Source organism: Erwinia sp. GW821-FHT03D09, from assembly GCF_059420805.1.
Map to the genome: position 1 here is coordinate 45,918 of NZ_JBWKUK010000020.1, position 15,973 is coordinate 61,890.

The following is a 15,973-nucleotide window of genomic DNA, read 5'->3' on the forward strand; positions in this document are numbered from 1 at the left end:
ACCCCGATGGTGCTTATGGACGTTTCCGATCTGCTCGACAGCCTGAATGACAAACAACGCGAAGCCGTCGCCGCGCCGCGCAGCAACCTGCTGGTGCTGGCGGGTGCCGGCAGTGGTAAAACCCGCGTCCTGGTTCACCGTATTGCCTGGCTGATGGCGGTTGAAAACTGTTCCCCTTACTCCATCATGGCGGTGACCTTTACCAATAAAGCGGCCGCTGAGATGCGCCACCGCATCGAACAGCTTATTGGAACCAGCCAGGGGGGAATGTGGATTGGTACCTTCCATGGGCTCGCTCATCGCCTGCTGCGCGCTCACCATCTGGATGCCAACCTGCCGCAGGATTTTCAAATCCTCGACAGTGAAGACCAGCTTCGGCTATTGAAGCGTCTGATCAAGGCGATGAATCTTGATGAGAAGCAGTGGCCCGCTCGCCAGGGCATGTGGTACATCAACGGCAAAAAAGATGAAGGGCTGCGTCCGAAAAACATTGAGAGCTACGGCAACCCGATTGAACAGACCTGGTTACGCATCTATCAGGCCTATCAGGAAGCCTGCGATCGTGCCGGCCTGGTGGACTTTGCCGAACTGCTGCTGCGCGCGCACGAACTGTGGTTAAACAAGCCGCATATTCTTAATCACTACCGCGAACGTTTTACCAATATCCTGGTGGACGAATTCCAGGATACCAATAACATTCAGTATGCGTGGATTCGCATGCTGGCCGGCGACAGCGGCAAGGTGATTATCGTCGGCGATGACGATCAGTCCATCTACGGCTGGCGCGGCGCGCAGGTCGAGAACATCCAGCGCTTCCTGAACGATTTTCCGGGTGCGGAAACCATTCGCCTCGAGCAGAACTACCGCTCTACCAACAATATTCTGAAAGCGGCCAATGCCCTGATCGCCAATAACAATGGCCGTCTGGGCAAAGAGCTGTGGACCGACGGCAGCGACGGTGAACCGATTGCCCTCTATTGTGCCTTTAACGAGCTGGATGAAGCCCGCTTTGTGGTTAATCGCATCAAAGTGTGGATGGAAAACGGCGGGGCGCTGAATGACTGCGCGATCCTCTATCGCAGCAACGCCCAGTCGCGCGTACTGGAAGAGGCGCTGCTGCAAACCAGCATGCCTTACCGCATTTATGGCGGCATGCGCTTCTTCGAACGTCAGGAAATCAAGGATGCGCTGGCCTACCTGCGTCTGATTGCGAACCGTAATGACGATGCCGCCTTTGAGCGCGTCATCAATACGCCAACCCGCGGTATTGGCGATCGCACCCTCGACGTAGTGCGCCAGACTGCACGTGAGCGTCAGCTGACCATGTGGCAGAGCTCACGCACGCTGCTGCAGGAGAAAGCGCTGGCCGGGCGTGCTGCCTCGGCGCTGCAACGATTTATTGAGCTGGTGGACTCGCTGGCGCAGGAAACCACCGAGCTGCCGCTGCATGTGCAGACCGACCGGGTGATCAAAGATTCCGGTCTGTGGCTGATGTACGAGCAGGAAAAAGGCGAAAAGGGCCAGGCACGCGTTGAGAACCTTGAAGAGCTGGTTAACGCCACCCGTCAGTACAGCTATCAGGATGAAGATGAAGACCTGATGCCGCTGCAGGCTTTCCTGTCCCATGCTGCGCTTGAGGCGGGCGAAGGGCAGGCGGACAAGTGGCAGGACGCTGTTCAACTGATGACTATGCACGCAGCCAAAGGGCTGGAGTTTATGCAGGTGTTTATCGTCGGCATGGAAGAGGGGATGTTCCCCAGTCAGATGTCGCTGGATGAAGGCGGCCGCCTGGAGGAAGAGCGCCGTCTGGCCTACGTTGGCGTCACTCGCGCGATGCAAAAGCTGACCCTGACCTACGCGGAAACCCGCCGGTTGTATGGCAAAGAAGTCTATCACCGCCCTTCACGCTTTGTCGGCGAACTGCCGGAAGAGTGCGTTGAAGAGGTACGCCTGCGTGCCAGCGTCAGCCGCCCGGTCAGCCATCAGCGTATGGGTACGCCGGTAGCGAAAAACGACAGCGGCTTTACCCTGGGGCAGCGCGTTCTTCACGCCAAGTTCGGTGAGGGTACGATTGTGAATCTGGAAGGCAGCGGTGAACACAGCCGCCTGCAGGTGGCGTTCCAGGGGCAAGGCATCAAATGGCTGGTTGCCGCGTACGCGAAGCTGGAAGCGCTGTGATGAAAAGGTGGACCCGCTTGACGCCTTTTTCGTCTCAGCGTAACATGCGCCCACCATTACCCTAAGAGGACATTCGCCTTGGACACACCCAGTAGATACTGGCTCACTGACCTGCACACCAGGTACAACTCCTAAGGCTATCCTCTTTTGCCGATAGCCTTCGTGGTTGTTGGCGACCGTATTTCCCGTCGCTCTGAGTCAGTACTGTTCGCTGACTGAAACGCATGTTTCCCGTGTTCAAGCGCTCTGTCCCACTAGTCACTGCGAATTGGGAGTATTGCTATGCTGAGCGCATTTAAACTGGACCAGAGCCGTCTGACCCGTCTTGATCTGGATGATGCCAGTGAAGAGCTGACCGGCTCCGTCTGGGTCGATCTGATCGAGCCAGAAGAAGCTGAGCGAGACCGCGTCCAGACCGAGCTGGGCCAGAGCCTGGCCACCCGTCCTGAACTGGAAGACATTGAAGCATCGGCACGCTTCTTCGAAGACGAAGACGGCCTGCACATCCACTCCTTCTTTTTCTTTGAAGATGCTGAAGATCACGCCGGTAACTCAACGGTGGCGTTTACCATTCGCGAAGGGCGTTTATACACCCTGCGCGAGCGCGAGCTGCCCGCCTTCCGTCTTTACCGCATGCGTGCGCGCAATCAGGTTCTGACCGACGGTAATGCCTACGAGCTATTGCTGGACCTGTTTGAAACCAAAATTGAACAGCTGGCCGACGAGATTGAAAATATCTACAGCGATCTGGAAAAGCTCAGCCGGGTGATCATGGAAGGGCAGCAGGGCGATGAGTTTGACTCCGCGCTGTCTACGCTGGCAGAGCTGGAAGATATTGGCTGGAAGGTGCGTTTGTGCCTGATGGATACCCAGCGCGCCCTTAATTTCCTGGTGCGTAAAGCGCGTTTGCCGGCTAATCAGCTGGAACAGGCGCGCGAAATCCTGCGGGATATCGAATCCCTGCTGCCGCACAACGAATCGCTGTTCCAGAAGGTTAACTTCCTGATGCAGGCGGCGATGGGCTTTATCAACATCGAACAGAACCGCATTATCAAAATCTTCTCGGTAGTCTCGGTAGTCTTCCTGCCGCCGACGCTGGTGGCCTCCAGTTACGGGATGAACTTTGAATTTATGCCGGAACTGCGGTGGAGCTTTGGTTATCCGGGAGCCATTACCCTGATGATCCTCGCCGGGCTGGCGCCGTACGCCTACTTTAAGCGAAAAAACTGGCTCTGATTGCCGCAGGCTCAGCCTGATTTATCGGGCTGGGTCGATCTTAACTCTCTCTCAAAATGTTTCACGATCTGGTACTCCGCCCGTGCGGCGGGTAATCTGTAAATTCTTATTTCAGCTGAGATCGCTTCACTCTATGGAACGGTTATCCCTGCGAGATCAGTGGGTGCTGCTGCTCATTACATCGCTGCCGCCGCGATCGTGGCGCGTATCAGTCTTGGGGATAGCGTGCAGGCCAACGGGCTGGAGTGGTTCCCGCATCTGGGATTGGGATTTGCCGCGACGCTGGTCGTTATCGTGCTGGGGGCCGTGCTCGGTCAGAAATTCCGCATCCCCTCGGGTGCATTGCTGCTACCCACACTGATTGGGGCCACTCTGCATTCCAGCGGTACGGTGACGCTACAGGTACCTGAATGGCTGTTGGCGCCGGCCTATGCGCTGATTGGCTGGACGGTGGGCCTGCGTTTCACTCGCCCGGTATTCCTGCTGGCGCTGCGCACTTTACCGCAAATGGTGGCATCGATTATCGGACTGATATTGCTGTGTGGCGCGATGGCATGGATGCTGACTCGGTTACTTCATGTCGATATGCTGACCGCATATCTGGCGACCAGCCCTGGCGGGCTGGACACCGTAGCGATTATTGCCGCCGGTAGCCGGGTCGATCTGGCCTTTGTGATGGCAAGGCAGACGCTACGCCTTTTCTCAATTCTGCTGACCGGCCCGGCAATGGCAAGATTTCTCTCACGCTATGCGCGACGATGAGCGGCGCAGCGTCCAGAGTGCGTCTGCGATAAACAAGGCAAGTGCCGCCCAGATAAAGCCAAAGGTGACAGCTTTATCTGCCGTCATCTGTTCACCGTAGAACAGTACGGCCAGCAGGAACATCAGCGTGGGGCCAAGATACTGGAAGAACCCCACGGTTGAGAGACGTAAACGTGTGCACGCGGCGGTAAACAGCATCAGAGGGATAGTCGTGATAATCCCGGCTGCGACCAGCAGAACATTCAGGCTCGCTGCATTGTTGCCGAGGTGGCTGGTGGGGCTGTCTGCAATGCCGAACAGATAGATGGCAGCAGGCACAAGCAGCCAGCTGGTTTCAACCAGCATCCCGGTTTGTGCATCCACCGCAATTTTCTTACGCAGCAGACCATACAGCGAGAACGTCGTCGCCAGCCCAAGTGCGATAACGGGCACAGAGCCAAACTTCCACAGTTGTACCAGCACGCCGCAGGCGGCCAGCGCCACTGCCAGCCATTGTAAGCGGCGGAAGCGTTCACCAAGAAACAGCATGCCGACCAGCACGTTCAGCAGCGGGTTGATGAAATAACCGAGGCTGGCTTCGAGCATATGGTGATTGTTAACCGCCCAGATATACAACAGCCAGTTGCTACAGATCACCACGGCAGACACGGCCAGCAGCAGCACCTTTCTCGGCTGGGCGGCGATGGCGCGAATATTACGCCAGCTGCGGCTGACGCTGATTAATACCAGCATAAAGAAGAAGGACCAGATAACCCGGTGGGTCATAATTTCCCCGGCGGGCACCTGCTGAATCAGTTTGAAATAGACCGGAGCCACGCCCCAGATAAAGTACGCTCCCAGCGCAAACAGCACGCCCTGACGTGTTTGTTGTGGATTCATCTCTTAACCAATCATATAGGTAGCGGTAGCGCTGGCAATGTGAACACCGGCATCATTATGGAGTTCAACGCGGGCTACGGAGACTTTATTGCCGCCGCGCAGCAGGCTGCTGCTGGCGACAAAGCGCTCGCCGCGCCCTGGGCGCAGGTAATCTACGCGCAGATCGATAGTGCCCATGCGCGACAGGCGCTGGCGAAGCTCCTCTTCGGTGATGCTTTGCTGGCGGGTGAGCGCGCTGCTGACGCAGACCAGACCCGCCGCAACGTCCAGCACCGAAGCAATCACCCCACCGTGCAGAATTTTCTGCGCATAGTTGCCAACCAGCATGGTTTGATTCGCCAGGCTTAGCTGAGCAAAGTCCGGTTCAAGGCGGTCCAGCTCCAGCCCGAGTGAGCGGTTGAAGGGCATATCATAAACAAAAATTTCGCCAATCAGCCGACGTGCTGCCGCCTGATCCAAAAGTAACGCTGACATTATTGTGATCCTGTAAAGCCGGGGAAAAGTAAATCAAAGGTTAAAGAGGTGAGTATTTTATGCTTCGTTGGCAGTGCTTTCCACTTTCAGAAAACAGCACTAAAGCGGGCAGCACTTTATGTGTAGAATGGCGTGCTTTTATCTTCATATCTCCCTACCGGGAGTAAATTATGGCTCTGCTGAAAGGACTGCTGGCAACAGTACTCCTGGTTCCGACAATTGCGCTGGCACAGGAAGCGACGCTAAAAGAAGTTCACGACCGACCTGAAGTTCCCGGTAGCATCATTGCTAACCTGCTGGAAAAACACGATAACCCGTTTGTTCTCTATCCCTACGAGAGCAACTATCTGCTTTATACCTACACCAGTAATATCAATCGGGAAGCAATTGAGTCCTACAACTGGGGTAATGAAGCCAGGCACGATGAGGTGAAGTTTCAGCTGAGTCTGGCCTTCCCGCTGTGGCGGGGCATCCTGGGCGATAATTCCGTGCTGGCGGCCTCCTACACGCAGAAATCCTGGTGGCAACTCTCCAACCGTGGAGCGGGGGCATCATCACCTTTCCGTGAAACCAACTATGAGCCGCAGATTTTCCTTGGCTGGGCAACCGACTACAGCCTTGGCGGCTGGACACTGCGGGATGTAGAAACCGGCCTGAACCATCAGTCGAACGGGCGTTCCGACCCAACTTCACGCAGCTGGAACCGGGTTTATGCCCGACTGATGGCGCAAAACGGCAACTGGCTGGTGGAAGTGAAACCCTGGTACCGCCTACCGGAAAGCGAAAGCAACGACGATAACCCGGATATCACCAAATACATGGGATATTAGCGTTTGACGCTGGGCTATCAGATGGGGGACAGCATCTTCAGCGTGAAAAGTAACTACAACTGGAACAGCGGCTACGGCTACGGCGGCGCGGAGCTGGGCTGGAGTTACCCGATGACTGAGCACGTGCGCTTTTATACCCAGGTCTTTAGCGGCTACGGTGAATCGCTGATCGATTATAACCATCGGCAGACTCGCGTTGGCGTGGGCGTGACGCTTAACGACCTTTTCTGATTTTATCTTCGCCGGGTACGCTTGCCCGGCGAATTAAACCCTCTGGCAGGCAACGCTCGCCCGCTAAACCGGGCGGCTAAACACGGCAGTATTCCATTTACAGCCCGTTTCACAGATCGAGCCATCGATTAAAATTCACACAGCAAAACAGCGCGAATCGCTTCGCAAATCAGCAAAATGCTCGCGATAATCCAGATCTTGCTCCGGACATGAGTTATCATTCTTCGCTGTGGTTGAGTCTCGTTCAACCGTCGGTTCCGGCATCACCATCGGGCAGTCAGTGCCCGGTAGCGCTTCACACCACTTCAGATTGGGGACAATGTGTCTACGGCAGCAGTAATCAATAATGAGACGCTGGCAGAGCAGGTACTTCGCGATACCTTCGGCTATCAGCAGTTTCGTCCGGGACAGCAAACGATTATCCAGGCATCGCTCGACGGACGTGATTGTCTGGTGGTTATGCCGACCGGTGGCGGTAAATCGCTGTGTTATCAGATCCCTGCGCTGGTTCGCGATGGGTTAACGCTGGTTGTGTCGCCGCTGATTTCACTGATGAAAGACCAGGTTGATCAGCTGTTGGCAAACGGCGTGTCTGCGGCCTGCCTGAATTCCACGCAAAGCCGTGAGCAGCAGCAGGACGTGATGGTGGGTTGCCGTACTGGCAAAGTACGCATGCTGTATATCGCCCCTGAGCGCCTGATGATGGATAACTTCCTCGACCAGCTGATGCACTGGAATCCGGCGATGCTGGCGGTGGACGAAGCACACTGTATTTCACAGTGGGGCCATGACTTCCGCCCAGAATACGGTGCGCTCGGGCAGTTAAGACAAAGGCTCCCCAATGTACCTGTGATGGCGCTGACCGCCACCGCGGATGAAACCACGCGTAACGATATCGTTCGCCTGTTGCAGTTAGACGATCCTCTGATTCAGATCAGCAGCTTCGATCGCCCGAATATTCGCTATACGCTGGTGGAAAAATTTAAACCTACCGAGCAGCTTCTGCGCTATGTGCAGGATCAGCGAGGTGCGTGCGGTATTATTTACTGCAACAGCCGCGCTAAAGTGGAAGATACCGCCGCGCGTCTGCAAAGCCGCGGATTAAGCGTGGGGGCTTATCATGCCGGAATGGACAACGCGCATCGCGCGCATGTGCAGGAAGCCTTCCAGCGTGACGATTTGCAGATCGTCGTGGCCACCGTGGCGTTTGGCATGGGGATCAATAAACCCAACGTGCGTTTTGTGGTGCATTTCGATATCCCGCGCAATATTGAATCCTACTATCAGGAAACCGGCCGCGCCGGTCGAGATGGCCTGCCGGCGGAAGCGCTGCTGCTTTACGATCCGGCGGATATGGCCTGGCTGCGCCGCTGCCTGGAAGAAAAAGCGCCGGGGCAGCTACAGGATATTGAGCGCCATAAACTCAATGCCATGGGCGCATTTGCTGAAGCGCAAACCTGCCGCCGTCTGGTGCTGCTGAATTACTTCGGCGAAGGGCGGCAGCAGGACTGTGGAAACTGCGATGTCTGCCTCGATCCGCCGCGCCGCTATGACGGGCTGGTGGAGGCGCAGAAGGCGCTTTCCTGTATTTATCGCGTAGGACAGCGTTTCGGCATGGGCTATATTGTCGAAATCCTGCGCGGGGCGAATAACCAACGCATCCGCGATATGCAGCACGACAAGCTGCCGGTCTACGGCATTGGCCGTGAGCACAGTAACGAACACTGGACCAGCGTGCTGCGTCAGCTGATTCATCTTGGTCTGGTTACCCAGAATATCGCGATGTATTCGGCGCTACAGCTGACAGAAGCAGCCAGGCCGATATTGCGTGGAGAGGCGCCGCTGATGCTGGCAGTACCAAGGCTGGTGACGGCAAAACCGCGCAGCAGCAGCCAGAAATCATGGGGCGGCAATTACGATCGCAAGCTGTTTGGCAAACTGCGTAAGCTGCGTAAAGCGATTGCCGATGAGGACAACATTCCGCCTTATGTGGTGTTCAGCGATGCGTCACTGATTGAAATGTCTGAGCAGATGCCGCTGACGGCTTCAGAAATGCTGAGCATCAACGGGGTTGGCCATAAGAAGCTGGAACGATTTGGCAGGCCGTTCCTGTTGATGATTAAGGATCATGTGGACGGCGTAGACGACGAGTAACAGTAATAGCAAACGGGCCGAAACTGGCCCGTTCGCATTCGTTCAGGCGATACGTCGCGCCGATGCCAGCAGAGCACCCACCGCCATAAACAAGCCACCGAAAATTCGATTTAGCAGCTTCATTTGCTGCGGACCTTTGATCCACAAGGCAATACGTGTGGCCAGCGTGGCATAGCCAATCATCACAATAATATCGACTACCACCGTCGTTACGCCCAGTATCAGGTACTGCATCGCCTGCGGCTGATGCGGGATGATAAACTGGGGGAACAGTGCAGCAAGAAACACGATGCTTTTCGGGTTGGTCAGGTTGACCAAAACCGCCCGCTGGAACAGTTTGCGTCGCGGCATCGCCTTCGCCACGGCGTTGAGATCGATTGCTCCGGCAGAGCGCCACTGCTGAATACCCAGCCACACCAGATAACCCGCACCTGCCCATTTTAGAATCTCAAATGCCAGCAGCGACTGTGAGAACAGCGCACCCAGCCCGATACCCACCAGTACAATATGCAGCGACAGCCCGACCTGTAGCCCGGTGATGGAAGCGGCGGCGCCGCGATAGCCGTGGCTGATGCCGGTACTCATGGTATTAATTGCGCCAGAGCCTGGCGAAAGACTCAAAATGCAGGTTGTGAGAAGGTAAGTCAGCCACCATTCGATGGTCATGGGTAAAGCTCCCGAAAAACGCTCAATTGTGACACAATACGTGATTGTTGAACGTTGTGCTATGGGTAACAATGGCCTCGCCTAATGGTAAAACACCTTCCTGGGAAAAGTCTGATGGAGCATCGTAAACCAAGCTGGTTGACGCGTGAGCAGTCCTTTGCGGCCTTTGCTACCGGTCCGCTGCTGAGATTTTGGCAGCAGCGTGAAGAGGATGAATTCGCCGGTGTCGGCAACGTGCCCATTCGTTATGCCCGCTTCATCTCTCCGCAACATGATAGCGTTATTTTGCTCTGTCCCGGCCGTATTGAAAGCTATGTGAAATATCCGGAGCTGGCTTACGATCTGTTTCACTGCGGCTATGATGTGATCGTGGTCGATCATCGAGGGCAGGGGCGATCGGGGCGTCTGTTACAGGATTCGCATCGTGGGCACGTGGCTTCCTTTGAGGATTATGTTGACGATTTAGAAACGCTCTATTTAAAAGAGATCGTTGCACGTCATTATCGTCACCGTTATGCGCTGGCCCACTCCATGGGAGGCGCAATCCTTGCACTCATGCTGGCGCGTCAACCTGCGGCATTTGATGCGGCGGCATTAATTGCACCGATGTTCGGCATCACATTGCCTATGCCGCAGTGGATGGCCCACCGCATTCTGGACTGGACGGAAAAACGTCCGTCGGTCAGCGAAGGTTATGCAATTGGCACCGGAAAATGGCGTCCGCGTCCGTTTGCTTTAAATCATCTGACCCACAGTCGCGAGCGCTATCGCCGTAATCTGCGCTTTTATGCCGACGATCCCGGGCTTCGCGTTGGCGGGCCAACCTACCATTGGGTGAGGGAGGGCGTGCTGGCGGGACAGATGATCCTGCAGCAGGCTTCACGTATTTCAACGCCGTTGCTGTTGCTTCAGGCGTCCGAGGATCGGGTAGTTGATAACAAAGCGCAGGATCTGTTTTGCCAGGCGATGACCGCTGCCGGGCAGCCCTGTGAAGGCGGGGCTCCACAAATTATCGCGGGTGCCCGCCATGAAATATTGTTTGAGAAAGACAGTATGCGGGCAGAGGCATTGGAGACAATTATAGCATTTTTCTCTCGCCATCCCTGATTGCCCGCTACGCGAGGTTTGCGTTACCTGATGGGCACTGCCCGCCAAATGATATTAACCAGAGGTTTTATGTATCGTATTGTTGCTTCAGATCTGGATGGCACACTGTTATCTTCCGATCATACGCTTTCTCCTTATGCCCGCGAAACTCTGCAGCTGCTGGTCCGCAAGGGGATACATTTTATTTTTGCTACCGGCCGGCACTACATTGACGTTGCGCAGATGCGTGACAGCCTGGGCATCGATGCCTTTATGATCACTTCTAATGGCGCACGTGTGCATAATACCGCCGGTGAACTGGTATTCAGCCATAATCTCGATGAAGACATCGCTCGTGAACTGTTTGCCATGAAGCACAGCAACCCTGACATCTATACCAATATTTATCGCGATGAAGAGTGGTTTTTGAACCGTCATCGTCCCGATGAAATGGACTTTTTCAAGGAATCCGATTTCAACTATCAGATTTACCATCCCGGCGAGCTACCAACAGACGGCATCAGTAAAGTCTTTTTCACCTGTACTGATCCTGAGTTATTAGTACCCTTAGAGGTGGCGCTGATTGCGCGATGGGGCGACAGAGTTAATGTTAGCTTCTCGCTGCCAACCTGCCTTGAGGTGATGGCCGGCGGTGTCTCTAAGGGCCATGCGCTGGATGCGGTATCTCAGTCTCTCGGTTTATCTCTAAAAGAGTGCATCGCGTTTGGCGATGGGATGAATGATAAAGAGATGCTGAGTATGGCGGGTAAAGGTTACATCATGGATAACGCTCATCAGCGCCTGAAAAATTTGTTGCCGGAGGTGGAAGTCATTGGTTCTAATGCTGAACAGGCAGTATCGAAGACACTGCGTACCTTATTTGGTGTGTAATCACTCTGAGTTTTAATCTTTATCTATTCGAGCTTCATTGCGTTCTCATAACCAGGAAAATATTTTTATTCCTGGTTTTTTTATATCTGAATTTTATATTTTTTTTAAAATTAAACTGATCTAATGAATGAACGATCTGCTCTCAAAGTTAATTTAATTTAGTTGAAATATATCATTTTATTTTTAATTGGTATGATGGTTTTTTTGTTATTTCATTATAAGTTGAACGTGAAATACATACGCTAAAAACAATCATTTGTAGTGTGTCGAATTTTGAAGGGATATAATTCTGTTCCCATCTTTTTTTTAGGTTATAGTTTTACATTTATTATTTTTTCTTTTATTACCTGGAGTTTTTATGTGAATTTTATAGGTGGTGTTTTTTAGTCTTTTCAACGACTACCCTTGCTGTAATAATTACCGTGCTAAAACCATTATGGATGATTTAATGTGGGGTCACTAAGTTGCGATCTCAACGCCTGGTTTTTGAAATTATTATTGTGACCCGGTTAATTATATGTTTTTTATCTGGTTTTTTATTAATTATTAGTTTAGAACTGCATGTCTGAAGTTATTATATATTTACTTTCCAGACTATGAGAGTCTGGTGTTTCATTTGAATTCAAAAAAAATTTGTTCAAGCATAGTCCGTATCTATGGATTGTCATGATCAGGTCACTGGGGAATCCTTGTTTAGTCAGAAGAGCTCTGGTTTGGAAAACCAGTTGATTATAATTCTTCTCTTTTGACATTGATGTGTTTCGTCCCCAAACATTTTGAATGATTTTTTCTTTTTCGATAATTTCATTCATCAGGCACAGGATAAGAATTCTTTGGTTTTTGCTAACCTTGGCAATAATATTACTGTCTTTAATCATTAAGTACTTGTCCTTTAGCAGGAGTTTTTCGTTTTCATATTTTACTGACTTGGGTTCTAAGCTGTTCATTTTATAGATTTCTCTTTTTGTAAGTCGAAATAGCACCTAAAGTTTTTTTCTTCAGGATTTTCCTTTGTTAATACATCATGCTGTTAGGAGTTATTTTATTATTTGGAAAAACCTATTAACAACATATATTGTCTTTTACTTGTTTTATAGGTTTTCATGTTGTTGTTAATTTGTTTATTAGTTTTATATTCTGATTTTTGTTGGTTATGTATGGAGGTGTTTGAAAAAAAATTAAGGGAGTGTTTATGGTGAAAATTGTGTTTTTTCTTAAAGTTTAAGATGATGAAGAGGTTGTTAGCCTGCAGCTTTTAGGGTGATAATTATTCTGGATAATTAGGTAACGTTGTGAATTACTTAATAAATGGAACTTTAAAATACAATTCCTATGACGGAACTTTGTATTTAATGGACGGTAATATTGATATGCTAACGCTTAGCAGGATTGCTAATGAATTACTTTATCTTATGGTGAAGGATAATAATATTCCATTAAGTAGAGAAAGTATTTTAAATGAGCTTTGGACTAAAAAGGGTTTGTCGTCTTCTGGTAATAATCTAAATAACTATATGTCAATGCTGAGGAGGACGCTGTCAAATCTTGGATTCTCTGATGTGATCATTACTATACCCAGACATGGCTTTATGTTTAGTGCAGATGTCGAGATTATTTTAGATGAGAATGATAAAGCTGAGGTTTTTTCAGGAGGGAATAAGGCATTCACGATTCACAGATTATATTGTAGTAATTTATATAAAAAAATAAGATTTATTAATTTCTTTATAAGAAAAAGAAGCGTCGGTTTTTTAACCGTCCTGTTACTTGCTTTTTTTATTTTTTCTCTTTTGTTTTTTCAAAGTTTTAAAATGGATAATGATCATTATGAAATAAATAATTGTAACGTGTACTTGTTGAAAAACTCCAGGGATAAAAGAAAGATGGAAAATGATTATTCAATGGTAAAAAACTATGTTGTTAAATACAAAATAAACTGTGAGCGTAAAACAGATATTTTTTATTGGTCGGAGAGAGGAGGTAGCGGAGAGGGGGTAAATGAAAATTCCACAGGTAAAGAAATTTTAGCGTACTGCGATGATAGTCGTAGAGGAGAATGCGTTAATTACGGCCTACTCAAATGAGAGAATAGATTAATGTCTTTGATCAGGCAGCGTTATCCAGGCTGGGCGGTGGCGGTGATACTCTCGCTGTGTATTCTCTGGTTTGGCAACAAGGATAAGAGGCAAGACTTTAGCTGTAGGGCACAGCTGGGTATGGAACCTATTATTAATCAGTGTGGTAGCCGCAACCTGCTTGACCTTTTTATGGCAATAAATGGTAATGGAGAAGGATATTTTTTGCTTTCAGGGAAGTTGAGATGCGAGGGGAAAGATCAAACCGTCAATGACATTCTTGATTTCGATTATGAAAAAGAAGGACGATATTATGATTTACATTTGTGGAAAAAAGACACGGTGATAAATAAATTTCTACCGCAGCTCAAGGATGAAAAAATCATGATAAAAATAAGAAGGTTAGATCGCCAAAGATATCTTCTTTCCTCTAATAAGCATGCATTACTGGTGTGTACGTCGGAGTGACGGGGAAATGAGTAGCGGTTTTATAAAAAATATCCCGCTACTCATATTTTAATTATTTAGCATTCATTTGTTGCTTATGCTTCTTTTCGCTCATCATGGTCATGGCAAGAAGGATTACGGCCAGAATACATCCGCCGATCATAACAATAAAGCCACCGTCCCAACCAAAGTAGTCAACGGTGTAGCCAACTATCGCGCTGGCGGCAACAGAACCACCGAGATAACCAAATAAACCAGTAAAGCCAGCGGCAGTACCCGCAGCCTTTTTCGGTGCCAGTTCCAAAGCGTGCAGGCCGATCAGCATGACCGGGCCATAAATCAGGAAGCCAATTACCATCATACAGGCCATATCGACGCCAGGATTACCCGCCGGGTTCATCCAGTAAACAATGGTCGCAATGGTCACAAGAGTCATAAAGAAGACGCCGGTAGCTCCACGGTTGCCTTTGAACACCTTATCTGACATCCAGCCGCACAGCAGAGTGCCCGGAATACCTGCATATTCATAGAAGAAGTAAGCCCACGAAGATTTATCCAGCGTGAAGTGCTTAACCTCTTTCAGATAGGTTGGTGACCAGTCGAGCACACCGTAACGCAGCAGATAAACAAACACGTTCGCCAGTGCGATGTACCACAGCAGTTTGTTCGGCAGAATATACTGGGTGAAAATCTGTTTCGCAGTCAGCTCTGCTTCATGTTTTTCATTATAGTCAGGTGGATAGTCGTTTTTATACTCTTCAATCGGAGGCAGGCCGCAGGACTGTGGCGTATCGCGCATCAGCGTAAAGGCGATAATCGCGATCAGAATGGCACCAAAAGCAGGCATATACAGTGCGGCTTTCCAGTCGTTAAACCAGGCCATACCTAACAAGAACAGCAGCGGAGGGATACCACCGCCAACGTTATGTGCGCAGTTCCATACGGAAACGATGCCACCGCGCTCTTTCTGCGACCACCAGTGAACCATGGTACGGCCACACGGTGGCCATCCCATACCCTGGAACCAGCCGCACAGGAACAGCAGAACGAACATCACCATGATGCTGGATGTTGCCCAGGGTACGAAACCCATAAACAGCATTACCGCTGCGGCAAGAATCAGTCCGGCAGGCAGGAATACACGAGGGTTTGAGCGGTCTGAAACGGAGCCCATTATGAACTTTGAAAAACCGTAGGCGATAGAGATGCCTGACAGTGCAAACCCTAAATCTCCACGTGAGAAGCCCTGCTCAACGAGATAAGGCATCGCAAGTGCGAAGTTTTTGCGCACCAGATAATAGGCGGCGTAGCCGAAGAAGATCCCCAGAAAGATCTGCCAGCGCAGCTTGCGGTAAAGCGGATCGACGCGGCTGGCATCAACGCGTGGCTGATGTGCTGCAGGTTTAAAAATACTTAACATTACGGCCCCCATGGCTCAGGTAACGATATCCCCGCCTGGCTGAGATGAAATACAAACAGTTTCCCTGGTAACGGTAAATGTTCCATTTCGAAAGCAGCATGGCGACATTCGAAGGTTACAGCTGTGAATAAGTGCGCGAATGTTACATTTTTATGACGAAATGGCTATATCTGCACCATTAAATGAGGTGATATTTTCGTATGCGAACTATAATTTGTGATTGAGGTCACACTAATGGAGCCGTTTAACGCTCTGAAGTCTGCATTTTGGATGTTTACGTTCTAATTGGAAAAATTTTTTATCTAAGGAATGTTATATCCATGGAAAAAAGCGGGATTTAAGGAGGCGATAAGATGAGCAGTGATACTGGTGTAGATAGGGAGAACATCTGCTGTTATTTAAATCTTTAATAAACGAGGTGTAACTCCCTGAATTTATTGTTTAAGTATGACTGATGGTAAATTCATCATTTATAATGGTCATACCGCTATCACCAAAATTGATAACTAAACCATCATCACCAATATTAATTACGTTGATGGGTTTGTCATTGTTAATAATGGTGGTGATATTCATATTTGCCCGGCCACCGCTAACCTGATCTAACTCTATTTCTGACAATACCTGCATGATATAAACTCCCT

Annotated in this window: 14 protein-coding genes and 2 pseudogenes; 10 read left to right on the forward strand and 6 right to left on the reverse strand. The window is 50.3% G+C overall.

Annotated features, from left to right (window positions below; translation table 11 throughout):
• Positions 1-15: 15 nt before the first annotated feature.
• The 4 genes and pseudogenes from uvrD to AC07U6_RS18605 all read left to right on the forward strand — a co-directional run.
• On the forward strand, positions 16-2,178 hold the full coding sequence (gene uvrD, locus AC07U6_RS18590) for a DNA helicase II (RefSeq protein ID WP_494764581.1): 2,163 nt from the start codon (positions 16-18) through the stop codon (positions 2,176-2,178).
• 78 nt (positions 2,179-2,256) lie between these two features.
• Positions 2,257-2,313 (forward strand): YsgD/CorL family protein, encoded by a 57-nt coding sequence (gene ysgD, locus AC07U6_RS18595; RefSeq protein ID WP_370348498.1) that lies wholly within the window; start codon positions 2,257-2,259, stop codon positions 2,311-2,313.
• Between the two features lie 147 nt (positions 2,314-2,460).
• The gene (gene corA / locus AC07U6_RS18600) at positions 2,461-3,414 is read left to right on the forward strand and encodes a magnesium/cobalt transporter CorA (RefSeq protein ID WP_494764215.1); all 954 of its coding nucleotides are present in this window, start codon (positions 2,461-2,463) and stop codon (positions 3,412-3,414) included.
• Positions 3,415-3,600: 186 nt separating this feature from the next.
• A pseudogene (locus tag AC07U6_RS18605) lies at positions 3,601-4,176 on the forward strand (AbrB family transcriptional regulator); the annotation flags it as partial.
• Here the strand turns inward: AC07U6_RS18605 and rarD are convergent.
• Together rarD and AC07U6_RS18615 are read right to left on the reverse strand one after the other, a co-directional pair.
• Positions 4,156-5,055, reverse strand: a complete 900-nt coding sequence (rarD, locus tag AC07U6_RS18610; RefSeq protein ID WP_494764214.1) for an EamA family transporter RarD — start codon at positions 5,053-5,055, stop codon at positions 4,156-4,158. The pseudogene AC07U6_RS18605 and the gene rarD overlap by 21 nt on opposite strands.
• Before the next feature lie 3 nt (positions 5,056-5,058).
• A complete protein-coding gene (locus tag AC07U6_RS18615; RefSeq protein WP_494764213.1) occupies positions 5,059-5,529 on the reverse strand; it encodes a thioesterase family protein in 471 nt (156 codons plus the stop codon).
• A gap of 170 nt (positions 5,530-5,699) precedes the next feature.
• On the opposite strand from AC07U6_RS18615, the pseudogene pldA reads away from it, so the two are divergent.
• Positions 5,700-6,590: pseudogene (gene pldA / locus AC07U6_RS18620) on the forward strand (phospholipase A).
• 321 nt (positions 6,591-6,911) lie between these two features.
• Positions 6,912-8,744 carry an ATP-dependent DNA helicase RecQ gene (gene recQ, locus AC07U6_RS18625; RefSeq protein WP_494764212.1) on the forward strand — a complete coding sequence of 611 codons (1,833 nt, stop codon included), beginning with the start codon at positions 6,912-6,914 and terminating at the stop codon, positions 8,742-8,744.
• A 42-nt stretch (positions 8,745-8,786) separates the two neighbouring features.
• On the opposite strand, the gene rhtB is transcribed toward recQ, so the two are convergent.
• A complete protein-coding gene (rhtB, locus tag AC07U6_RS18630; protein ID WP_494764211.1) occupies positions 8,787-9,410 on the reverse strand; it encodes a homoserine/homoserine lactone efflux protein in 624 nt (207 codons plus the stop codon).
• 114 nt (positions 9,411-9,524) lie between these two features.
• Here rhtB and pldB point away from each other — a divergent pair, with 114 nt between their 5' ends.
• Together pldB and yigL are read left to right on the forward strand one after the other, a co-directional pair.
• Positions 9,525-10,517: a lysophospholipase L2 gene (gene pldB, locus AC07U6_RS18635; RefSeq protein WP_494764210.1), complete on the forward strand. Its 993-nt coding sequence runs from the start codon at positions 9,525-9,527 to the stop codon at positions 10,515-10,517.
• A 69-nt stretch (positions 10,518-10,586) separates the two neighbouring features.
• Entirely contained in the window at positions 10,587-11,387 is an 801-nt protein-coding gene (yigL, locus tag AC07U6_RS18640) for a sugar/pyridoxal phosphate phosphatase YigL (RefSeq protein WP_494764580.1), read from the forward strand.
• A gap of 551 nt (positions 11,388-11,938) precedes the next feature.
• On the opposite strand, the gene AC07U6_RS18645 is transcribed toward yigL, so the two are convergent.
• Complete coding sequence (locus AC07U6_RS18645; protein WP_494764209.1) at positions 11,939-12,334, reverse strand: winged helix-turn-helix domain-containing protein; 396 nt, start codon at positions 12,332-12,334, stop codon at positions 11,939-11,941.
• Between the two features lie 405 nt (positions 12,335-12,739).
• On the opposite strand from AC07U6_RS18645, the gene AC07U6_RS18650 reads away from it, so the two are divergent.
• The gene (locus AC07U6_RS18650; RefSeq protein WP_494764208.1) at positions 12,740-13,471 is read left to right on the forward strand and encodes a winged helix-turn-helix domain-containing protein; all 732 of its coding nucleotides are present in this window, start codon (positions 12,740-12,742) and stop codon (positions 13,469-13,471) included.
• Between the two features lie 12 nt (positions 13,472-13,483).
• Complete coding sequence (locus AC07U6_RS18655) at positions 13,484-13,930, forward strand: hypothetical protein (protein ID WP_494764207.1); 447 nt, start codon at positions 13,484-13,486, stop codon at positions 13,928-13,930.
• A gap of 52 nt (positions 13,931-13,982) precedes the next feature.
• Here AC07U6_RS18655 and glpT read toward each other — a convergent pair whose 3' ends face one another.
• Both glpT and AC07U6_RS18665 read right to left on the reverse strand, forming a co-directional pair.
• The gene (glpT, locus tag AC07U6_RS18660) at positions 13,983-15,329 is read right to left on the reverse strand and encodes a glycerol-3-phosphate transporter (RefSeq protein ID WP_494764206.1); all 1,347 of its coding nucleotides are present in this window, start codon (positions 15,327-15,329) and stop codon (positions 13,983-13,985) included.
• Between the two features lie 441 nt (positions 15,330-15,770).
• Positions 15,771-15,959 carry a hypothetical protein gene (locus tag AC07U6_RS18665; RefSeq protein WP_494764205.1) on the reverse strand — a complete coding sequence of 63 codons (189 nt, stop codon included), beginning with the start codon at positions 15,957-15,959 and terminating at the stop codon, positions 15,771-15,773.
• Positions 15,960-15,973: the final 14 nt, after the last annotated feature.